The following is a 22124-nucleotide window of genomic DNA, read 5'->3' as shown; positions in this document are numbered from 1 at the left end:
ATTGACCAAACACTGCATCCAACCGGGTCCGCCGTTGTCTGCGCCGCCACTGTCTTCGCCGCTACAGTCTCCGCCCCCGGGCCAGGCGGCGGAACGGCCCCGGTTCCGGCGTTACTCCATGTCGTCCCGCTACCTGTGGGTGTCGCTGCTGGCGGCGCTGGTGCCATTGCTGTCGTTTGCGGCGCTTTACGACAGCTACTTTTCTGAACTGGTCTCGCGACTGACGGACGAGCGACTGGCCACCCGCACCGCAGCCACCAAGAACGAGTTTCAGGTCTACCTGAACGAACGACGCTACGAACTGGCGGCGCTGGTCGACCAGTTCGATACCCCGGGTATCTTCACGGAGGGCGGCAGTGACCAGCTATCCCCCACCCTGCGGGACCTGCTGATTCTGCAAGCGGAACAAAAGGCGCTCTACGGCGTGGCGTTCTTCGATGCCGACCAGAACCTGGTCTGGACCTTTCCCGATGGTGCCCTGACCCGGGAACGCTATGACCGGATGAAGGCCACCCCCGCCATCGATTTCGAGGGTGCCCAGTTGATCGGACCGGAGCCCCCGTCCTGGGATCGGCCACCGGTACTGCTGATGAAGCAATCGGTTGCGCTCAATGGCGGGACCGTCAATCAAAGCGGCACCGGCACCCGCGACCACACGCCTGCAATCGGACTGATTGTGCGGTTCAATTCCCTCGCGGCCATCGCCGGCAGTTTGCAGGTCGACGGTGTAATCCGGCCCCGCCTTAGCCTGCCGGATGGCCGCACCTACGACACCGTTGGCCAGCTGGTATCCAGCCCGGAAACCCTCGTTGGCAGCTACCCACTGCTGCCTGGCTGGCACCTGGAGCTGGAACAGACCCGGGCCCTGGTTGAGCCGTCCAGCGCGCGCATGCGCTACGTGCTGATCCTGCTGGTCACCGGCACTGCCAGTTTCCTGCTGATCATTCACCTGGTGATCTCCCGCCGGCTGAAACGGCAGATGGACGCACTGATTGAGAGCGTTGAACACGTCGCCAATGGCGACCTGGAAACCCCGGTGGCGCAATCCTCCAGCCGCGAGGTCAAAGCTCTTGCGGAATCCATCGAACGCATGCGGCACCAGCTCAAGCAGGTCATTCGCTCCACCCTGGAGGTCGATCGACAGGCCTCCCTTGGCAAGCTGGCCGCCGGACTGGCTCACGACATCCGCAATCCACTCACCACCATGCTGACGACCCTGCAGGCCCTGATCAAACGGGAACCCAACGCCAGTCACCGTGAGATGCTGGCAATGCTGGAGGACGAGGTTCAACGGGTTAACGAGGTTATCGGTAACCTGCTGAACTTCGCCCGGCCCAGGGAACCACAGGCAGAACCCATTCTGGTACGGCAACTGTTCGACGGCCTGACCGCGCTGGTGACAGCGTCCGCCCGCCGCCAGAATGTGACGCTCACGGTAAACTGCCCGGCCAACCTTACGGTGCATGCCGACGCCGGCCAGTTACGCCAGATGCTGATGAACCTGGTGCTCAATGCCCTGCAGGCGCTGCCCCACGGCGGTCAGGTCTGGCTGGATGCCGAAGCCATCGACCAGAGCCTCATGCTCTCGGTGCGCGACAACGGTCCCGGTATTCCAGAGCACCAGCGCCAACGGGTCATCGAGCCGTTCTTCACCACCAAGAGTACCGGCACTGGCCTGGGGCTGGCGATCTGCCACACCCTGGCCGTCAAGAACGGCGGCCGTCTGACCATTGAGAGCACGCCAGGCCAGGGAGCAACTGTTAGTATTCGATTCCCGATCGGTGAAGGTATGGAGTTGGAAGCATGAGCGCCGTCCGCGTCCTGGTGATAGATGACGAACACAACCTGGTCCGCAGCATCCGGTTTGCGCTGGAAGACCAGGCAATGTCCGTGGCTGGCGCCCACACCGGCGCAGACGGCATCAAGGCCATCGACACCGAGCGCCCGGATGTGGTGTTGCTGGATCTGGGCTTGCCGGACATCTCCGGCCTGGAAGTCCTGGCCGAACTCAAGTCCGACTACCCGGAACTGCCGGTGATCATGATCTCCGCCCACGGCGACACCCGGGCTGCCGTCAAGGCGGTGAAAGATGGCGCGGTGGACTACATCACCAAGCCGTTCGACTGGGACGAGTTGGTGCTGTTGATCCGGCGGTCCAGTGAGCGTTTCCGCATCAAGCGGGAACTGACCTACCTGCGCCAGCGGCAATCACACGCCGACCGGATCGTCGGATTCAGTGATCCGGTCCGGCAGCTCAAGCGCACCATTGAGCAGGTTGGCCAGAGCAACACCCGAACCGTGTTGATCTCCGGGCCCTCAGGTACCGGCAAGGCGCTGATAGCCCGCAGTGTGCACGACTTCCGGATGCAGGAAGCACCGTTTATCGAAGTCAACTGCGCTGCGTTGCCGGAGCAACTGATTGAAGCTGAGCTGTTCGGTGCCGAGAAAGGTGCCTATACCGGCGCTACCCAGAGCCGGGCGGGACTGATCGCCCTGGCCGACAGCGGCACCCTGTTCCTGGATGAAATCGGTGAACTGCCGCTGCCACTGCAGGCAAAGCTGCTCAGTTTCCTGGAGAATCGCAGCTACCGGCCGGTCGGGGCCAGTCGCGAGTTCCAGGCGGAGGTGCTGGTGATTGCCGCCACCAATCGGGACCTCAAAGCCGAGTCCGAAGCCGGCAACTTCCGTGCAGATCTCTACTACCGCCTCAACATCCTCCCCATCGACGCGCCAGGCCTGGCCGGACGACCGGAGGACATCGACCTGCTGCTGAACTACTTCGGCGAGCGCTTTGCGGCCCAGGAGGCGTCCGAGCCACCACGCTGGCACCCGGAGGTGGTTCGCCGTCTGCAGGGCTATCACTGGCCTGGAAACGTACGGGAGCTGCGCAACCTGGTGGAGCGGATGACCATCCTGCACCCTGGCCGCGAAATCACCCCAGACCGCCTGCCCGACGAGTTCCACCACCACGACACCACCACGACGCCGGCCGCCCGTTACGCCGACGCGGTGGAGGCCCGCGAGAAAGAACTGATACTCCAGGCCCTGAGGGAAACCGACTGGCGCAAGGGCGAAGCCGCCGAACGTCTGGGCATCTCCCGCCATGCCCTTAAACGGCGGATTCAGCGCCTGGGCATCGAGGCCTAGTCGCCATGGCATTGCCCCGGTTTCTGTCCGCTGTCCTGCTGTCTCTGATGCTGGTCTGTGCCCGAGTCGAGGCGCGGGTTACCCTGGGCGTCCCCGCTGCTGAGGCCGACGTACAGGTCGGCTGCCTGTTTCCGCTCGACGGTCGGGGCGGTCTTTACGGCAAGGACAGCCTGGTCGGCATCCGGCTGGCGCTGGAATGGCTTGAACAGCAGGAGACAACCTACCCCAGTCTGCACATCATGGTGGAAGACAGCCGCTCCCGGGTTTCCCGGGCCGTGCGCCTGGTACGGGCGTTTGTCCGTGAGGACAATGCCCGCTTCCTGTGCGGTGTCGTCAATTCCTCCATCGCCTGGGCCGTCTCCCAGGTCGCAGAGTCGGAGCGTGCATTCTTCATTGGCACCGACCACGCCTCCACCAGATTGACGGAAGCGCCGGTGTCGCCCTATTACTTCCGCGTCAACAACAACATTCATCAGTCCATGACCGCGGCAGCGGCCTACATCCGGGATCGTTTTCCGCTCCCCGACAACCGGCCACTGCGGCTGTCCTACCTAGGCCCGGATTACGACTATGGCTACCGCATGTGGCGGGACCTCCGGGACGCCCTGACAGATCAGGGCGTCGACTTCGAGATCGTGACCGTGCTGTGGCCACGGCTGTACGAGCCCAACTATGCCCCCTACATTCACGCGCTCACCGAACAGCCGGTCGACCTGGTGGTGAATGCCCTGTGGGGCGGCGATCTGGTGGCCTTTGTGCAGCAGGCCAACCAGACTCCGCTGTTCCACCGCACACGGGTCGCCAACTTCGACACCGGCGGCAACTACGAAGTGCTGGCAGCCCTGGGTGAGAACATGCCCTCCGGACTGATTCTCTCCGCCCGCCACCACAACAACTGGCCGCAAACCGCGTACAACCGCTGGTTTGTACAGCGCTTTCACGAGCTCAGCGGCCGTTACCCCTCTTATGCCGCCGAAGGCGCCTACGCCGGCATCCTGGCCATTGCCGAGGCCATTCAGACCGCCGGGACCGACGCCAGTGACGCCGACGTTCAGCGGGCGCTTGAGCATCTGCAACTGAAACTGCCCGAGGACCCGCCCGGGTTCACCTCGTTCATGGACCCGGACACCCACCAGCTGCAGCAGGTGATCTCTATCGGCACCAGCACCGCCGATGATGGCCTGCCTCCGGCCAGCAAGCTGCTGAACGACTGGTACATACACTACCCGTCATCGAACTCCCCCACCTCTGATTAACTCCGACATCGCCTCTGCGCGATCTGAGGGCTGTAGCTGCAAGGCGCGGTTCGCAGCCAATGGCCGTCGGAGCGAAAAGCGCTCAATGCGCAGCGCAACCTGAGCGGATACCGCTCACGCCATCATTTTTCTTTCTTTCCAGAAAGACAGTTACGCCTTTAATTTCAATTAGCTAGGAAATATCAGGGAACTGGCACTGCGGTTGCTATACCGCTAATGCACCGAGCTTTGAGCGCGCTATCAGCCACCTACAACAACGTAACGAGGCCGTTCCCGATGAAAGCACTGCCAACGATCTTCCTACCGTTATTGCCAATCTGACACCGCTGTCATCGTCGGAGGCACCACCGGGCAGCCCATGGTGGTGAGCATTGCCGCGACCAGGCTGCCCGCCTGTGTGGTCCGATGAACACAGGCGGTGCCTAACTGTCGTGTCTGAGCGCCGTACCAGATCGCTGCAACGAATCGTCATTCACCCCAACTGTCATACAAAAACAGGAGCCTGCAATGATCCCATTGAAAGACCCATCGCTACTCAAGAACCACTGCCTGGTGAACGGGCAGTGGCTGGAATCCCGCTCCCAGGAAACCTTTGCCGTCATCAACCCGGCCAATGGCGACACTGTTGGCACGGTTCCCAGCTTCGGGCCGGATGAAATCCCCGCCATTATCGATGCGTCCCGGGTTGCGCAGGCGGCGTGGGCCAAACGCACTGCCAAGGACCGTTCCGCGATTCTGCGTCAGTGGTTTGAACTGATGCTGGAGCATGTCGACGATCTGGCGCTGATCATGACCACCGAACAGGGCAAGCCACTGGCTGAAGCCCGTGGCGAGATTGCTTACGCAGCCTCGTTCATCGAGTGGTTTGCCGAGGAAGCCAAGCGCCTTTACGGTGACACCATCCCTGCGCCCCATGCCGATCAACGCCTGACCGTGCTGCGCCAGCCCATCGGGGTGACCGCCGCCATCACCCCCTGGAACTTCCCGGCCGCGATGATTACCCGCAAGGCGGCACCGGCCCTGGCGGCTGGCTGCTCGATGATTGTGCGGCCGGCAGATCTTACGCCACTGACCGCGTTGGCCCTTGGCGAACTGGCCCAGCGGGCGGGCGTTCCGGCCGGGGTCCTGCAGATCGTCACCGGGCCAGCCAGCAAGATCGGCCAGGTACTCACCGACAGTGAAAACGTGGCCAAGCTGTCATTCACCGGCTCCACCGAAGTGGGCCGGCTGTTGATGGCGCAATGCGCACCGACAATCAAAAAACTGTCGCTGGAACTGGGCGGCAACGCACCGTTCATCGTCTTCGACGATGCGGATCTGGATAAAGCGGTCCAGGGCGCCATCGCCTCCAAATACCGTAACGCCGGCCAGACCTGCGTGTGCGCCAACCGGATTCTGGTACAGCGTGGGGTCTATGACGCCTTTGCCGACAAGCTAGCCACCGCGGTGCGCGCCCTGAACGTCGGAAACGGCACCGAAGACGGCGTCGACATTGGCCCGATGATCGAAGAGAAAGCCATCCGCAAGGTGGAAGAACACATCGCCGATGCGGTCGAGAAAGGCGCCACCCTGCTCCATGGCGGCGAACGTCTGGGCGGGCTGTTCCTGACACCCGCCATCCTGACCGGCGTGACACCCGCCATGAAAGTCGCCAGGGAAGAGACCTTTGGCCCGATGGCTCCGCTGTTCGTGTTCGATACCGAAGAAGACGCCATCGCCATGGCCAACGACACCATCTTCGGCCTCGCCGCCTATTTCTACACCCGCGATCACGGCCGTTCCGTGCGGGTGGCAGAAGCCCTGGAGTACGGCATGGTCGGCCACAACACCGGCCTGATCTCCAACGAAGTCGCGCCTTTCGGCGGCATGAAGCAGTCCGGGCTTGGCCGTGAAGGTTCCAGATACGGCATCGATGAATACCTTGAACTCAAGTACATCTGCAGCGCGTTCTGATGCGCCCCACAGAGCAACTCAATCCGTCGGATAAACAGGAGAAAAACATGCCAGAAGGTATCAAGCCATTCACGTTCGACACACCGGGTGCCATGCACATGGAATGGGGCGCCGCCGGTCGGCTGGGAGAGATTCTGGGTGACTGGTTCCCCCAGCGCAATCTGCTGATCGTCACCGACAAGTTTCTCCACCAGAACGGTCTGCTGGAGCCAGCCAAGGCGTCCCTGGCCGATGCGGGCTTCCAGGTCACCGTGTTCGACGACGTGGTCGCCGATCCGCCCGAAGCCGTGGTGACGGAGTGCGCCGAACGCGGCAAGACGGCAGGCGCCGATGTGGTGCTGGGCTTTGGCGGCGGTTCGTCCATGGACATCGCCAAACTGGTGGCAGTCATGCTGACCTCCGACCAGCCGCTGGCGGACATGTATGGTATTGGCAACGTCACCGGTGCGCGCACGCCGCTGGTACAGATTCCGACCACCTCCGGCACCGGCTCGGAAGTCACCAACATCACCATTCTTACGACTGGTGAAACCACCAAAATGGGCGTGGTGTCCCGGCAACTCTACGCTGATCGCGTGCTGCTGGACGCCGAACTGACCGTAGGACTGCCGGCCAGCGCCACCGCCGCCACCGGGATCGACGCCATGGTCCACGCCATTGAGGCGTACACCTCGGTTAACCGCAAGAACCCGCTCTCCGATGCCCTGGCGCGGGAAGCACTGAAGCTGCTCGCCAATAACCTGGTACCCGCCTGCCGGGAGGGCGGCGACCGTTCGGCCAGGGAGGCCATGTTGCTGGGGTCCAACCTGGCGGGTCAGGCGTTCTCCAACAGTCCGGTAGCCGCAGTTCATGCCCTGGCCTACCCACTGGGCGGCCACTTCCACCTGCCCCACGGCCTGACCAACGCGCTGATGCTCGGGCCGGTACTGCGCTTCAACATGAAGGCCGCTGCGCCGCTGTATGCGGAACTGGCGGACGTTCTGTTCGGCCCGTCGGACGAGGACGTCAACGCCCGCGCCACCAGGTTCGTCGACCATATGCAGGAGCTGATGAACGACTCTGGCGCGCCGCAACGGCTACGGGATGTGGCGGTGCCTGAGGACAGCTTACCGACCCTGGCACGGGACGCGATGCTGCAAACGCGGCTGCTGATGAACAACCCGGTGGAGGTCACCGAAGCCGACGCCCTGGCGCTCTATCGGGAAGCCTACTGACTCACGGGAACACGCCGAATATAAGTTAATCCAAAGCATTAAAAACTGAAATTATCTAACTGAATATAAAAGAGTTACAACAATGAAATATACACGCGTAGACGGGCAGGAAACGCCCTATTGGGGCGTTGGGCCATTCAAGGTGCGGCTGCCGTTTGTTCACTATCGTATTGAGTGGCCGGACTACTTCCAGGGCCTGCTGATGTGCGCTGTCGACCTGGCGGCCATCCCCCTGATGACCGAACTGCTGGGCATGCCCTTCGAGGTGGCATTGGCTGTGGTGATCATGAACGGCATCCTCTACCTGCTGCACCACCTGGTTGGCGATCCGGTCGTTCCCGGCTGGATCACCCCCGCGATCCCGTTGCTGATGGCCTATTGCGCCACCTTCCCGGAGGGGCCGGAGCGAATACATGCGCTAGTGTCATTCCAGCTGCTACTCGGCCTGTTCGCCATTGGCATCGGCGCCAGTGGACTTGCTCACCGGGTGGTTGGCGCCATACCCCAGGCAATCAAGTCCGGGGTGATCATTGGTGCTGGCGTTGCCGCAGTGATCACTGTGTTCAAGGTGGATGGCCGCTTTGATACCTACCCCATCACCATCTCACTGGCCGTGGGGATCGCCTTCTACGTAATCTTCTCCCGTCACTTCGCCCGTTTGAAACGGGAGAATGCGCTGTTTGGCATGATCGGCAAACTGGGCATCTTCCCGATCATCGCACTGGCGATTATTATCGCTCCGACCTTTGGTGAAGCCTCCTGGCCGGACATCAAGTGGGGCTTCTCCAACCCGGACTTTGTCACCCTGTGGCAGGAGTACACCGTCTTCGGTCTGGGTTTCCCGCCCATCGAAATGTTCCTGACCGCCATTCCCACAGTTCTGGCGGCCTACATCGTGTTGTTTGGCGACGTGCTGCAGAGCAAGGCCATCCTCGATGAGGCCGATCATGAGCGTCCCGATGAGAAGATCGACTACGATCCTGATCGCGCCCACATGGCCTTTGGCGCCCGCAACTCAGCCATGTCGATCCTCGGCCCGGACGTAACCATGTGCGGTCCGCTGTGGGCCGCCATGCACGTGGTGATCGTGGAGCGTTTTACCCAGGGCAAGAAAGCCATGTACTCCATTATTGGTGGCGCCGGCTCGTTCCGCTGGGGCACCAACACCGGCCTGCTGTTCATGCCCATTGTCAGCCTGGTGCAGCCGATTCTCGGCATCGCCCTGGCGCTGACTCTGCTGATCCAGGGCTATGTATCGGTACGGATCGGGGTTATGGAAGCCCGGTCCCAGCGTGACCTGGGCATCGCCGGTATTGTCGCCGCGGTATTGGCTACCCGGGGCGCCACCTGGGCGTTTGCGGTGGGTGTGGTGTTGTGCCTGCTGGTGTATGGACGGGATTTCTTCAAGGGAGAAACCGACAACACGTTCGTGAAGGACCAGGAAGCGTAAACCAATGGTGCGCTGGCAGGAACACACTCCGCCAGCGCACTGTCTCTTCAGACTTCCTGGATCACGACAGTGTCAGGCTGTCAGCCCATGGGCCTTGCCATGGGCCTCCCATTCTGAATCCGGTACGATCACAATCTTGCCCAGGTAGTCGCTACCGCGATTCACGAAATAGCGCTCCGCCTCATGCAATTCCGACAAACGGAAGGCCGCATGCAGCACGGGTTTGAGCTGGCCGCTGCGAATCCACGCCACCAGTTGTTCCGCTTCTTCCCGGGTACCATGGGACACCCCGAAGATCTGCACCTGGTAAAGATAGATCCGCGTCCACATGATCTCAGAAACGTTGCCGGCGCTGGCCCCGGCGATGCTGAGACGGGGATAGTCGCTGCGGGCATTCATATCGAAGATCATCGCATCGATGAACCGGTCGGTCATGTCACCGCCAGCCAGATCCATCACCGCGTCCAAGGGCGCCCCGCCGGTCATCGCTTTTACCCGTTCCTCAAACCGGCCCATGTCGGAACGGTCCAGCACCGCTTCGGCCCCCAGGGCCTTGAGCGCTTCAGCCTTGCTCTGTTGGCTCAGGGCATAGGGAATCGCGCCCACAATCCGGCACAGCTGGATCAGCGCGGTGCCCACACCACCGCTGGCGCCGGTGACCAACACCCGCTCGCCGGCCTTGATGCGGGCGGAGGTCATCATGTGATACGCGGTCTGGTAGGAACACATGCCCATGGCGGCAAGCTCGGCGTCATCCAGGTCCGGATTGGGGACGTGATGGAACTGATCCGCCGGCACCGCCACATACTCGGCAAAACCTCCATCGGCGCCGTGACCGTAGTAGTCCGGTGTCAGGTTGATGTCCCGGCGCTCATCGGCGTAGATATTGAAATCCAGCAAGCCCCGCTCACCGACGCGGGCCTCATCGACGCCCTCACCCACGGCAGCCACCCGGCCCACGATGTCCGCACCCTGGATTCGGGGAAACGTCAGCGTGGGCTCGCCACCCATGGCAAAGGACGTAACCTCCCCCTTGTCCTTGGTCGGGTACAACCCCTCCCGGGCCTTGCGGTCGGTGTTGTTTTTGGCGGTGGCCGTCACCTTCACCAGCACCTCACCAGGGCCCGGACGCGGTGTCGGCACGTCGGCCTGGTACACCAGCTTGTCCACATCGCCGTGGCCGGTCAGCACCATCGCTGTCATGGTTTGCGGAATCATCTGCTTGCCCATCCTGAGGCCCCTTCTCTTGGTGGTTTGGCCAAGGAGTTCATCAGCAACACTCCCTGATCTCAAGACCATAGCAAACCTGATCGGGACTCGCCCAAGGGAAGCTCACCCATGCTCCATGCCGCGGCTGTCTCCCAATGCCTCAGGCGTACAGGCAAGCACCATCCGATCAATGAACTGGCGAATCTTGGCCGGCACGTAGGGCGTCTGTTTGTACAGGGCGTGAAGGGGAAACGCCTCGAGCTGGAAGTCCGGCAACAGGGCAACCAAGCTGCCGTTGCTGAGGCCTTCACGAAAAGTCCAGACCGGCCCGAGATGTACGCCCCGCCCCTCAGAGACCAGATCCCGAATCGTCGCCAGGTGATTGACGCACAAGCGCCCGTTTACCATAACATCCACCCGACCTTCAGGCCCGGTGAGTGCAATCGGCCGACGTGCGGACTCTCGACCGTAGAAGATGAAGTCCAGGGCTTTCAGATCATCCGGGCTCACAGGCAGAGCCCGATCATTGAAAAAGGTGCTGGCGGCTACGAGCACCCGGGGCACATCACCGAGCCGACGACAGATCAGCCCGGAATCCGGCAGTTGCCCGACGCGAATAGCGACATCAATATCCTGGGAGGCCAGATCCTCGAACCGACTGCCCAGGATCAACTCAACGGCCAGTTCCGGGTAACGGTTCTGCAGCTCAGTAATCACCGGAACCACAAAAGTCGCACCGAACTCCTGGGGTGCAGCGACTCTTAGCAGGCCGCTGGGGGTGTCCGTCTGCCGGCGAATCTGCGCCTCCAGGGCTTCCTTCTCAGCCACCAATGAACGCAATCCCTGATAATAGCGCTGGCCGGCTTCTGTCGGCACTGATCGCCGGGTGGAACGTTGCAAAAGCTTGACACCAAGGCTCTGTTCCAGTGCTGCAATCCGACGACTGACGGACGACGGCGCAGTGTTTAACTGCTCCGCTGCTGCCTTCAGGCTACCCGCCTCCACAACCCGGAGAAACACCTGCTCATGGGCCATACGCCACTCCCAGCTTATTGCAAATTACGCAACCATACGTTGCTTTAAAACCAGCTACCTCAACAATAACGCAATCAATAACATCTCCGGTATCCCCCTGATGGGGCGCACTCACGCATACAGGAGACCAATCATGACATCGTCAAAGCACCCTGGCCTGCAGGGAAAAGTCGTGCTGATTACCGGAGCCGCCAGAAACATGGGTCGCGCTTTTGCGGAAGCTCTTTCCGCCCAGGGCGCCGATGTTGCCGTGCACTATCACAGCGACAACTCAGCGAGTGACGCCAACGAAACCGCGCGACTGGTGAAACAGAACGGTGCCCGGGCGCTGATCATTCAGGGCGACCTGGCCGAGCCAGAGCAGGTGAACTCTGTGTTTGAGCAGACAGTTGAAACCTTTGGCAGGCTCGACATCGTCATCAACAACGCCGGCATGATCATCAAGAAACCATTTATGGATTATAGCCCGGAGGACTTTGACCGGTGTTTTCGGACCAATACCAAAGGGGCATTCCTGGTGATGCAGCAAGCTGCCCGATGTCTGGCAGACAACGGTCGTATCATCAATATGAGCACCTCGCTGGTCGGCGCCTTCACAGGCGGCTATGGCGTCTATGCAGGCTCCAAAGCCCCCCTCGAGGACTTTACCCGGGCGCTGGCCAAAGAAATTGGCCACCGGGGCATCACCGTCAACGTCGTTGCACCCGGACCGATCGACACGCCATTCTTTCATGATCAGGAGTCTGATCAGACCGTGGCCTACCTGAGCGCTGCCAGCGTCGCGAATCGACTTGGCACTATTGACGACGTGGTTCCGGCCGTCGAATTTCTGGTGTCGGAGCAGGCTCGCTGGATAACCGGGCAGATTCTCTTTATCAACGGAGGCTTTGTGACCCGATAACGTCTTTTAAAACCTGGGCCCGGTAGGTCTGACGGGCCCAGGACTGCCACGGATCAAAATGAAAGCCTGGCCCCAACAACCGCAAACCAATCCTCTATGCCGCTGCTCTGGTCCCTGGCAAGATCGGCGGTATCGCCATACTTGCGTTCATGAACCACGCCAATGTAGGGCGAGAAGGATCGATCAATCAGATCGTAGCTCAGCTTCAGCCCGGTCTCTGTGGACACCAGGCCTTTGCCCACACCAATCTCCCGGTCCTCACTGAAGGCGACAGAAGCGTCAACGGAGGCGACCAGAATCCAGTGGTTGGTGATCAGCAGTTCGTACTCCGCATCGAGCTCCGCCGATACATCGCCGTCCTGACTGGCGTATAGACTGGCATCGATCTCAAACCACTGGGGTGCCAAGCCGGATAGCCCAACAACGACGTAGGTCCGATCTGGCCCCTCAGGGGTATCAAATCGGATACCCGCCTTGGCATCGAAAAACTCCGACACCGGCACCTGCCCAACCAACTGGTTCTCGAGGGTATGGTAGGCCTGCTCATCAATCGCGTATTCCCCGTTGGACAGCCAGCGAGCCTTGAGCTCATCGGTGCCGTAAAACAGGTCCGCCTTCCAGACGCCCAGCTCTTCATCATCGTCGCTGTATCGGTATTCGAGCTCCTCGAACTGAGCCCCCCACACCCGCAACGCCTGTTTCCGTTCGGTGGTGTCTTCCATCAGTTGCTGCGCAGAGACAACTGGCGACAGCACACTGCTCGCCAGAAGCGTTACCAGTACCAACCGTTTCATGAATCACCTCCGGCCGTAGTGTTTACGCTGTCTAGCGCTGATGACATGGACTCGGGGCCACCTTCAACAATGACCTTACGGAACATGCCGGCGGCGGCGTGATACGACAGGTGGCAATGGAAGGCCCATTGGCCAGCGGCGTCTACTTCTGTCTCCATATACACGGTGGTGCCCGGTTGAACATTGATGGTGTGCTTGACGGGATTCCACTGATCAGCGCCCACGTCCAGGATCGACCACATACCATGGAGGTGCATGGGGTGAGTCATCATGGTCTCGTTCACAAACTTGAAGCGGACGCGTTCGCCATACCGCAGACGAATGGGGTCTGCATCTTCGTATTTGACACCGTTGATGCTCCAGCTGTAGCGCTCCATGTTGCCGGTCAGTCGTAACTCGACTTCCCGGGTTGGCTCACGATCTTCGTAGAGAGGCTGTTGCGCCCGCAGGTCAGCATAAGACAGGAACTTACCACCGCTGGCTGCCGTTGGTGTCAGGCCGCTGCCTGGTGCGTAGAAAGGATCACGGGCGTTGCCATTCATCATCGCCATGTCACCGTGATTCATCTCGCCATGATTCATCTCACCGTGACCCATGGCCGCCATGTTGCCATGGTCCATCCCTTCCATGCCCGAATGGTCCATGTCGGCCATATTGGCGCCATCACCATGGCTCATATCGTGCGAACCGCCCATGTCGGCCATGGTCAAGCGGGCTGGCTCACGCAAGGCCGGCACTGGCGCCTGCATGCCGGATTCCGGCGCAAGGGTGGCTCTGGCGTAGCCGGATCGGCCCATGGATTCGGCAAAGATGGTGTAGGCCTGGGCGTCCCGGGGACGCACGATAACGTCGTAGGTCTCGGCAACCCCAATGCGGAATTCCTCTACCGTCACCGGCTGAACGTTGTTGCCATCAGCCTGCACCACCGTCATCTCCAACCCTGGAATGCGTACATCGAAGTAGGTCATGGCTGAGGAGTTAATGAACCTAAGGCGAACACGTTCGCCGGGCTCGAACAGCCCGGTCCAGTTTTGCTCCGGCCCCTTGCCGTTGATCATTCCAACAAAGCCCTGAACGTCCTCGACATCGGCTTTCATCATTCGCATATCACCCCAGGCGAGGCGATCCCGCAGAGTCGTCATAAACCCCCGTTCAGAGATGTCCGAGAAGAACTCGCCAACGGTCTGCTGCTGGCGATTGTAGTAATCCGCCGAGGTTTTCAGGTTGCGCATGATGCGATCTCCGGAGTGGGGATGCTTGTCGGTCAGCTGCACCACGTACTCACGGTCATAGCGAAACGGCTCCCTGGCCTCAGGCTCGATGACAATCGCACCAAAGGCCCCATCCGGCTCCTGAAAGCCGGAGTGACTGTGGAACCAGTAAGTACCGCTCTGAACAGCGGGAAACCGATAGGTAAAAGTTTCACCGGCTGGAATACCCGGAAAACTGATCCCCGGAACCCCGTCCTGGGTAAAAGGCAGGATCAGTCCATGCCAATGGATCGACGTCATCTCATCCAGGTTATTGGTGACGTTGATGGTGACTTCCTCACCTTCCCTGAATCGCAGTACCGGCCCAGGCGAGGCGCCGTTGTAGCCGATACCCTCTTTCACAAACTCACCGGTGTCGATCTTGACCCGGTCGACCGTCAGGTCGTACTCGCCGGCCAAGGCCAGCGGCGGCACAATCAGGGCAAACAGCCCTGCCAGCAATGAGAATCTGGTCATGGCTTACTCCGACGTCACCTCACCGTACATCCCGGCCTGGTAGTGCCCAGGCACATTGCAGGCGAACTCAAGACTGACGTCATCCGGAAACGTCCAGATCACCTCGGCACTCTCACCGGGCTCAAGCAGAACACTGTTGGGGTCATCGTGCTTCATGGAATGGCCGTTCCCCATATCCATATTCATCCTTTCGTGGTTGATGGAGCCTCCCTGAATCACGCCATGCGCCACCATCATCTGCATTTCTTTCTGATGGGCCTCATGCATGGCTGGGGTGCCAAGGTTGAACTCGTGCACCAACCTTCCCCGGTTTTCGACCACAAACTTCACCGTCTCGCCGGGACTGACGCTGACTGACTCCGGTTCGTAATAGTTGTCATGCATGACCACATTGATCGTTCGGCTGACGGCATCTGCCTGGCCAGGCTGTCCCGTAGCCGCCCCATGGCCACCTCCGTGGCTACCGCCCGCCTGGGCGGCGGTTGAAATTGACATCGCCAGCGTGGCGGCAAACAGCGTGATTGCTCTCATTCCGTCTTCTCCTGGAAGGACATTTGCGTTACAACCCCGATACCATCGCGCACCAAACTGAACTCTTGCTGAAAACAACCCTGCGCTTGCGTTCAGGCTGGATTCAGCTTCCGCAGCCATACTGTCGGGCTGGTTGCGCTAACGAACTAATGGGGGCCTTTATGCGACTGCTGCTTGTGGAAGACGATTCCCTGCTGGCCAACGGGCTTACCGGCCAGCTCGAGGGTGCGGGGTTCAGCGTCGATGTCAGCCACACCGCCCGTGAAGCGCTGGTACTGGGCAAACAGGAGGACTATCGGGTCGTGGTTCTGGATCTGGGCTTGCCTGACGGCAACGGTTTGGACGTGCTGCGGGCCTGGCGGCGGGCCGGCGACGGCTTTCCGGTGTTGATCCTCACTGCCCGGGGCGACTGGCAGGACAAAGTGAATGGTCTGAAGGCGGGCGCGGATGACTACCTCGCCAAACCATTCCAGACCGAGGAACTGATCGCCCGTCTTAACGCCATCGTGCGACGAAGCGAGGGGCGCGGTCTCTCAGTGGTGAAGGCCGGTGGACTGGAGCTGGATGAGAATCGACAGAGCCTGACCTTGCAGGACGGCAGCAATCACAGCCTGACCGGCACCGAGTATCGGCTGCTGCGATGCCTGATGAGTCGCCCCGGCCGGGTCTTTTCCAAAGAGCAGCTAATGGAGCAGTTGTACAACCTCAGCGACAGTCCCAGCGAGAACGTCATTGAGGCCTACATCCGGCGCCTGAGAAAGCTGGTGGGCGCCGGCGCCATAGTCACCCGCCGCGGTCAGGGGTATGTGTTCGATGACCAGAATTAAACGTCCGCGCTCGATACGCGGCGCCCTGCTGGCTGTGCTGCTGCCTGCGGGCATCGGGCTTATGGCGTTGGCCTGGGTGATACACGGCCTGTTACTGGACCGGATGTCCCGGGAGTTTGTTGAGAACCGGCTACAGGACGAGGTGACCTTTCTCGAGCACCAGATCCGCAATGTCAACGGTGCCATAGACGCCCTGCGGACCGGCGACTATTTCGAGGAGGTCTTCCACCACGCGTTCGCGATACAGACGCCGACACAAATCCTGATCTCGCCCACCTCCTGGCAGTCGGTACTCACGCCGCTACTGCAGTCACGCCAGCAGGGCGCCATTCGGCTCAGCCCCGATGGTGAACCGGTCGACCTGCTGGCCTTCCGGCGCACGTTCCAGCTCAATGGCGCAGCCATTACGGTTCTCGTTGCGGAGGACATGGCGGCCCTCAAAGACAGCCAGTCAGCGTTACATACCTGGACTGCCATTGTGTCCATTACGCTGATTCTGTTGCTGGCGATCATCATCTGGCTGGGCATTACCCTGTCCATGCGACCCGTCAGCCAGCTTCAGGCTGAACTGAAGCTGCTCCAGGCAGGACAACGCTCGCGGATCGATGGCTCGGCGCCCCAGGAGTTCCGACCACTGGTGCTGCAGCTCAATCAGTTACTGGATTCTCTCGACCAGCGATTGACCCGTTCCCGGGAAGCCCTCGCCAATCTGTCTCACAGCCTGAAAACACCCATAGCCGCGGTGCGGCAACTGCTGGAAGACACCGATCGACCACTCGATACCGACCTTCGCCGGGAGATGGCTTTCAAGCTTAGTGAGCTGGACCGGCAACTGGAAAGTGAAATGCGCCGTAGCCGGTTTGCCGGTCCCCAGGTTGGCAAGAGCGCCCTGCCGGTCAAACAGTCTCGGGATCTTCTTTGGATGATGGGCCGGCTATACCCCGACAAACGCTTCGAGCTCTCCACTACCCTTGGCGACGACGACCGCTGGCAAATCGAAGAACAGGATCTCAACGAACTCATTGGTAACTTGCTGGACAACGGCGGCAAATGGGCTCAGACCGGGGTTGAGCTGACGTTGGCTCGCCACCACGGATCGTTGCTAATCACCGTCGCCGATGATGGTCCGGGCGTCAGCGTTGGCGCCCTGGACAGCCTGGGAACCCGAGGCCTGCGGCTGGATGAGCAAACCCCAGGCCACGGCCTGGGGCTGGCCATCGTCAACGACATCGTCGCCCGCTACGCCGGCGAGGTCACTTTCTCACTTGCACCTGGCGGCGGCCTGATGGCCGCCATTCAACTTCCGGGCACACCTTAGGCCACCCTGCCAGGCACTCAGGTCACTCAAAGGACCGTTCGGTCAACACAATGACCAGACGGGTCAGTCGCCCTCTGCCCGGCGTTCCTTCAATCGGTGCCCAACGCTCACAATCGCATCAATCGCGGGCTTCAGTTCCTGACCGAGATCGGTAAGCCGGTATTCCACGCTGGGCGGTGAAGTCGGTTCCACCCGCCGCTCAACCACGCCGTCAGCCTCGAGCTTGCGCAGTCGCGACGTCAGCATCTTGGCGGATATGCCGGGTATGTCGTCCTTCAATTCACTGAAACGCCTGGGATGCTCGCTCAGGTACCAGATGATGTTCGGTGTCCAGGTTCCGCCAATCACACTCAGGCATTCGCCAAGCGGACACTGTTCCGGCGGTTCTTCAACCTGGTTTTTTCGTCTTGGCAGCATCGGGATTGTCCTCAAAGGTCCGCAGATTGCCAGTTTGCCGGGGCTCACCAGCCTGCATGATGCAAGAGTTACTTTGGGTAACTATAACGCAACAGGTTACCAGGGGGTAACCACAGAATGATGTTACATTGGTATATCTAGTATACTTTGGTAACTCGATAGCTCTATTATCCCTGGCACACCCACAGACCAAACCAGGGAGTCACCCCATGTATACTCTTTACTACCTGCCAGGCGCCTGCTCACGGGCCATCCTCACCCTGCTGATCGAGCTGGACCAGCCGGTCAAGCTCATCGACAGGACCACCGTCGACCGTTACAGCGACATCAACCCGACCGGTCAGGTGCCGGTTCTGGTGGATGGCGACCTGACGCTCCGCGAAGGCGCCGTGATCATCCAGTATCTGCTGGAGAAACATCAGAGCCAGATGCTGCCCGGCGACCACAAGCAGCGCTACCAGTTCCTGCAGGATCTGATGTTTGCCAACGCCACCGTGCATCCGGCCTATGGTCGCCTGTTCTTCATTGACGCCACAGTCACCGAGCCGGATCAGAAAGCCACAGCGTTCGACGGCGCAGCCACCGCCCTGACCAACCTGTGGCAGATCGTTGAAGACCGGCTTGCCGATACCCCCTACATGGGCGGTAACGAACCCAACATCGTCGATCTGCTGCTTACGGTGTACGCCAGTTGGGGGCCAAACTTTCCGGTCACCATTCCCCTCGGGCCACGGGCTGAACGGATGATTGCAGGCGTCACCAGCCTGCCGTCGTTCGCAGAAGCCGTGCGGCGGGAAAATGCGACATCCAACCCATAAGGAGCCAAGCCCATGCCTTTTGTCCATATTCGTGTCACAGACACCGGTGTCACCTCCGAGCAGAAAGCCCGACTGATTGCCGGTACCACCCAGCTCTTGCAAGACGTACTGAACAAGGCTCCGGAAAAAACGTTTGTGGTGATTGATGAAGTTGCCACTGACAACTGGGGCGTCGCAGGGCTGCCGGTTTCCCGGCGGCAACCGGAGTAAACCCAACGACTGAGCCAGCCGCCCGGCTGGCTCGCTATTCAACCTGCAACGAAGAGGAACCTGTATGCGACAGGTCAGGGACGTGTCTTTATCGGCCATCAATGCCGGCTTTATTACGGTTCTGGTGGGTTTCACCAGTTCGGCCGCCATTGTGTTCCAGGCGGCCCAGGGGTTGGGAGCCACACCGGAACAGGTCGCCTCGTGGATGCTCGCGCTGGGCATCGGCATGGCGGTCACCGGAATCGCCCTGTCGCTCCGCTACCGGATGCCCATTGCCACCGCCTGGTCCACCTCCGGTGCCGCCATGTTGCTCAGCAGTGCGTCCGGCACCACCATGAACGAAGCCATCGGCGCCTTCATGATCTCTGGCCTGCTGATGACCCTGGCGGGATTTATGGGCTGGTTCGAACGCCTGATGGACCGAATCCCCATGGCGATCGCCGCCGGCATGCTGGCGGGCATCCTGCTGCAGTTTGGGTTGGATGCCTTTGTCGCCATGGAGTCATCCTTCACCCTGGTGTTCGGGATGTTCCTGGCCTACCTGATCACCCGCCGGCTGCTGCCGCGCTACGCCGCCCTGGCTCCACTGCTGATTGGCCTGGCGATCGCCTCTGCCAAGGGCACAATAGCGACCGATGACCTAACCCTGGCGCTGGCCTCGCCGGTGTTCGTGGCACCCACGTTCAGCCTCGAAGCCTTTTTCGGGATTGCTCTGCCACTGTTTGCGGTGACCATGGCATCGCAGAACGCCCCGGGCCTGGCGGTGCTGAAAACCGCGGGCTACCGCCCTCCGGTATCGAGCCTGGTGGGCTGGACCGGCGCCACAACCACCGTGCTGGCCCCGTTTGGATGCTTTGCGCTCAACCTGGCCACCATTACCGCAGCGATCTGTTCCGGACCGGAAGCGCACGAGGATCCCCGGAAACGCTATGTTGCCGGGGTGTCGGCCGGGATTTTCTACCTGCTGACCGGCATCTTCGGCGCCACTGTCGGGGCCCTGTTTGCTGCTCTGCCGACGGCCCTGATACTCGCCATTGCCGGTCTGGCCCTGGTCAGTACCTTTGCCGGTAGCCTGGCAACAGCTCTCGAGCGGGTATCCCACCGGGACGCGGCGGTGATCACCTTTCTGGTGACCGCATCGGACCTGACGCTGTTTGGCGTGGGCGCTGCGTTCTGGGGCATGGTAGCCGGAGGCCTGACTCTGCTGGTTCTCAATGCCCGCCCGCAACAGCACACGCTGTCAGCTACTCCGCGGTCTTGAACTGCCGGACCAGATCCGCCAGTTCATCAGAGAGATCACTCAGCGACGACGCCGTCTTGTTGGCACTCACGGCCACATCGCGGGCGCGGGAGGCCTCGTTGTAGGCCCCGGTCACGTTCTTGCTGATGTCCTCTGCCACCGAATGCTGCTCTTCCGTAGCGGCGGCAATCTGCGTCGCCATGTCGCGGATGCGGCTGACCTGTTCCTGAATGGTCAGGAAGGTGTCGGCAGCTTCCTGGGCGGTACGCACCGTGGCGTCGGAATGCTCCGCGCTGCCCGCCAGTTTGCTGGATACAGTGACGGTGCGTTCGTTCAGGGCTGACAGCAGGGTGTCAATCTCCTGGGTGGACTGGGCCGTTTTCTGAGACAGCTCGCGGACCTCATCCGCCACCACCGCGAAGCCGCGGCCGTGCTCACCGGCACGGGCAGACTCAATGGCGGCATTCAGCGCCAGCAGGTTGGTCTGTTCGGCAATGGTGCGAATGGTGTCCAGGATGGTGGTGATGTTCTTATTCTCCTCCGCCAGCTCCCCCATGGCGTTGTTGGCTTCCGTGAGGGTGGCAGCGAGCTGGTGCACACTGTTCTGGGTCTGGGTGATCTGCTCGGTGCCATTGCCCACCTCGGCGAGGCAACGGTCCGCCGACTCGGCGGTGTCGTTACAGTTCAGCGCCACCTCGTTGGCGGTGGCCACCATCTCATTACTGGCGGTGGAGATCTGCTCAAGGGACTCAGACTGGGCCGAGGCGATGGACTCAATATGCCGGGAAACTTCTGTGGCAGTTTTTGCTTCATCCGCCACTGCCCTGGCCCGCCCCTTTATTGCCACAATCAAGTCATGAATGACCGTCGAGAAGCCATTGAACGCCCGCGCCATCTGGCCTGTCTCGTCCTCTCGGTCCTGGCGCAGACGCTTGGTCAGATCCCCTTCGCCGCTGGCCGCCTCATTGAGACCATCGGTCACTGCCAGGATCGGCCGTGAGATCACCGCGCTGATCCAGTAGCCCAGGCCGGCGAACAGCACCACCAGGGCGATGCTGATCCAGAAAATAAACTGCTGGGTCTGCGATACCTTGCCCAGCACCTCGCGGGATGGCACCACCCCCACAAACGTCCAGCCGCTGGTTGGCGAGGTGAACTGATTGACGAACCAGTGCTCGCCCTGCCACTCCACTTCCTTCAACCCGGAGGACGTATCCAGCTCGCTGTAAAGGGTCTCCAGGCTGTTAACGGGCTTGAAGTTGTTATCCGGGTTGCGGGGATCGGCCAGCACGGTACCGGTGTCTTCGATCAGCACCAGATAGCCGGATTCCCCCAGGCGGACATTGCCGATCAGATCGGTCAGCCGCTTCAGGGTTACGTCGATCCCCATCACACCGGTCAGGCCGCTCTCGGTCTCAAATTCCACCACATAGTCCAGCAATGGCGCGCCGGTGTTGGCGTCGGCGTAGGCAGGCACCCGCACCGGCTCACCATTTCCGGACTGACCAGTCTGGTACCAGGGCCGTACCCGTGGATCGTAGTTGTCTGGCACCCCGCCGGCGGGCCATTGGATGTAGCTGCCATTGCTCAACCCCACGAACACGTAGGCCAGATCTTCCCGGGACTGTCCGAAGTCATCCATCAAACGGAACGCCCGTTGCTCGACGGCACTGACATTGGCGGGCGCCGCATCGTTATCCACCGAGTCAACGAAGCGGGTAACGGTGTCGTCCAGTTGGCGGATGGCGTCGGTATTGGCAAAGAATTCGGCACTGGACGAGAGACCGTCGAGGTAGAAGGCGAACCCCCGCTCGATCTGTCTCATCTCAGCCAGACTGGTGGACTGGTAGTTGGCGAGGATGTTGGCCCGGAACTGGTAGAGCGCCAGCACGGCAATCACAACGGTGGGCAATGTTACACCGGCCAGCAATACAGCAAGGAAGCGGGTTCGGATTGTCATGGATTCAGTATTCCATCGATGTGCAATAAATTTTGCCATCCGTAGGTTATGGAACATCCGTTTTCAAGTAGCTTAGACGGTGCCGGGCGAGCATGCCCCCCGATGGCGCATAAATCC

The 22124-nt window shown here is 60.9% G+C and carries 19 protein-coding genes; 12 read left to right on the top strand and 7 right to left on the bottom strand.

Translation table 11 applies throughout. The features are described 5' to 3' along the window. Position 1 precedes the first annotated feature (1 nt). The 6 genes from J2887_RS09710 to J2887_RS09685 all read left to right on the top strand — a co-directional run bounded on the left by J2887_RS09710 (position 2) and on the right by J2887_RS09685 (position 9020). Positions 2 to 1807 (top strand): sensor histidine kinase, encoded by a 1806-nt coding sequence (locus tag J2887_RS09710; protein ID WP_227175799.1) that lies wholly within the window; start codon positions 2 to 4, stop codon positions 1805 to 1807. Further along, positions 1804 to 3147: a sigma-54-dependent transcriptional regulator gene (locus tag J2887_RS09705; protein ID WP_227175798.1), complete on the top strand. Its 1344-nt coding sequence runs from the start codon at positions 1804 to 1806 to the stop codon at positions 3145 to 3147. The genes J2887_RS09710 and J2887_RS09705 overlap by 4 nt, the downstream gene beginning before the upstream one ends. A 5-nt stretch (positions 3148 to 3152) precedes the next feature. Then, complete coding sequence (locus J2887_RS09700) at positions 3153 to 4403, top strand: ABC transporter substrate-binding protein (RefSeq protein WP_227175797.1); 1251 nt, start codon at positions 3153 to 3155, stop codon at positions 4401 to 4403. Positions 4404 to 4913: 510 nt separating this feature from the next. Further along, positions 4914 to 6356 carry an NAD-dependent succinate-semialdehyde dehydrogenase gene (locus tag J2887_RS09695; RefSeq protein ID WP_416381916.1) on the top strand — a complete coding sequence of 481 codons (1443 nt, stop codon included), beginning with the start codon at positions 4914 to 4916 and terminating at the stop codon, positions 6354 to 6356. Between the two features lie 59 nt (positions 6357 to 6415). Continuing rightward, positions 6416 to 7570 carry an iron-containing alcohol dehydrogenase gene (locus J2887_RS09690; RefSeq protein WP_228752871.1) on the top strand — a complete coding sequence of 385 codons (1155 nt, stop codon included), beginning with the start codon at positions 6416 to 6418 and terminating at the stop codon, positions 7568 to 7570. 82 nt (positions 7571 to 7652) lie between these two features. Next, positions 7653 to 9020, top strand: coding sequence for a hypothetical protein (locus J2887_RS09685; protein ID WP_227175794.1), 1368 nt, complete (start codon positions 7653 to 7655; stop codon positions 9018 to 9020). 72 nt (positions 9021 to 9092) lie between these two features. On the opposite strand, the gene J2887_RS09680 is transcribed toward J2887_RS09685, so the two are convergent. Both J2887_RS09680 and J2887_RS09675 read right to left on the bottom strand, forming a co-directional pair. Continuing rightward, on the bottom strand, positions 9093 to 10238 hold the full coding sequence (locus J2887_RS09680) for an alcohol dehydrogenase catalytic domain-containing protein (RefSeq protein WP_227175793.1): 1146 nt from the start codon (positions 10236 to 10238) through the stop codon (positions 9093 to 9095). Positions 10239 to 10352: 114 nt separating this feature from the next. Further along, positions 10353 to 11264: a LysR family transcriptional regulator gene (locus tag J2887_RS09675; protein WP_227175792.1), complete on the bottom strand. Its 912-nt coding sequence runs from the start codon at positions 11262 to 11264 to the stop codon at positions 10353 to 10355. Positions 11265 to 11397: 133 nt separating this feature from the next. Here J2887_RS09675 and J2887_RS09670 point away from each other — a divergent pair, with 133 nt between their 5' ends. Next, on the top strand, positions 11398 to 12165 hold the full coding sequence (locus J2887_RS09670) for an SDR family oxidoreductase (protein WP_227175791.1): 768 nt from the start codon (positions 11398 to 11400) through the stop codon (positions 12163 to 12165). Between the two features lie 53 nt (positions 12166 to 12218). Here J2887_RS09670 and J2887_RS09665 read toward each other — a convergent pair whose 3' ends face one another. Genes J2887_RS09665 through J2887_RS09655 form a run of 3 tightly spaced genes read right to left on the bottom strand, consistent with a single transcriptional unit; the run spans position 12219 to position 15217 of the window. Continuing rightward, positions 12219 to 12959: a copper resistance protein B gene (locus tag J2887_RS09665; protein WP_227175790.1), complete on the bottom strand. Its 741-nt coding sequence runs from the start codon at positions 12957 to 12959 to the stop codon at positions 12219 to 12221. After that, positions 12956 to 14686, bottom strand: coding sequence for a copper resistance system multicopper oxidase (locus J2887_RS09660; RefSeq protein ID WP_227175789.1), 1731 nt, complete (start codon positions 14684 to 14686; stop codon positions 12956 to 12958). Before J2887_RS09660 ends, J2887_RS09665 begins: the two co-directional genes overlap by 4 nt. A 3-nt stretch (positions 14687 to 14689) precedes the next feature. Beyond that, the gene (locus tag J2887_RS09655; RefSeq protein WP_227175788.1) at positions 14690 to 15217 is read right to left on the bottom strand and encodes a cupredoxin domain-containing protein; all 528 of its coding nucleotides are present in this window, start codon (positions 15215 to 15217) and stop codon (positions 14690 to 14692) included. 161 nt (positions 15218 to 15378) lie between these two features. Here J2887_RS09655 and J2887_RS09650 point away from each other — a divergent pair, with 161 nt between their 5' ends. Both J2887_RS09650 and J2887_RS09645 read left to right on the top strand, forming a co-directional pair. Then, the gene (locus tag J2887_RS09650; RefSeq protein ID WP_227175787.1) at positions 15379 to 16044 is read left to right on the top strand and encodes a response regulator transcription factor; all 666 of its coding nucleotides are present in this window, start codon (positions 15379 to 15381) and stop codon (positions 16042 to 16044) included. Next, a complete protein-coding gene (locus J2887_RS09645; protein ID WP_227175786.1) occupies positions 16031 to 17362 on the top strand; it encodes a sensor histidine kinase in 1332 nt (443 codons plus the stop codon). Before J2887_RS09650 ends, J2887_RS09645 begins: the two co-directional genes overlap by 14 nt. A gap of 63 nt (positions 17363 to 17425) precedes the next feature. Here J2887_RS09645 and J2887_RS09640 read toward each other — a convergent pair whose 3' ends face one another. Further along, on the bottom strand, positions 17426 to 17779 hold the full coding sequence (locus J2887_RS09640) for a winged helix-turn-helix transcriptional regulator (protein ID WP_227175785.1): 354 nt from the start codon (positions 17777 to 17779) through the stop codon (positions 17426 to 17428). 209 nt (positions 17780 to 17988) lie between these two features. Here J2887_RS09640 and J2887_RS09635 point away from each other — a divergent pair, with 209 nt between their 5' ends. The 3 genes from J2887_RS09635 to J2887_RS09625 all read left to right on the top strand — a co-directional run bounded on the left by J2887_RS09635 (position 17989) and on the right by J2887_RS09625 (position 20068). Continuing rightward, positions 17989 to 18597: a glutathione S-transferase family protein gene (locus J2887_RS09635; protein WP_227175784.1), complete on the top strand. Its 609-nt coding sequence runs from the start codon at positions 17989 to 17991 to the stop codon at positions 18595 to 18597. A 12-nt stretch (positions 18598 to 18609) separates the two neighbouring features. Then, a complete protein-coding gene (locus tag J2887_RS09630) occupies positions 18610 to 18807 on the top strand; it encodes a tautomerase family protein (RefSeq protein ID WP_227175783.1) in 198 nt (65 codons plus the stop codon). A gap of 64 nt (positions 18808 to 18871) precedes the next feature. Beyond that, a complete protein-coding gene (locus J2887_RS09625) occupies positions 18872 to 20068 on the top strand; it encodes a benzoate/H(+) symporter BenE family transporter (protein ID WP_227175782.1) in 1197 nt (398 codons plus the stop codon). Here the strand turns inward: J2887_RS09625 and J2887_RS09620 are convergent. Next, positions 20052 to 22007 carry a methyl-accepting chemotaxis protein gene (locus tag J2887_RS09620; RefSeq protein WP_227175781.1) on the bottom strand — a complete coding sequence of 652 codons (1956 nt, stop codon included), beginning with the start codon at positions 22005 to 22007 and terminating at the stop codon, positions 20052 to 20054. The genes J2887_RS09625 and J2887_RS09620 overlap by 17 nt on opposite strands. Positions 22008 to 22124 lie beyond the last annotated feature (117 nt).

The organism is Marinobacter sp. CA1 (genome assembly GCF_020546665.1).
In the GTDB taxonomy this organism is placed as follows: domain Bacteria; phylum Pseudomonadota; class Gammaproteobacteria; order Pseudomonadales; family Oleiphilaceae; genus Marinobacter; species Marinobacter xestospongiae.
The sequence above is the reverse complement of the archived record's forward strand: the minus strand, read 5'-3'. Positions and strand labels throughout refer to the sequence as shown.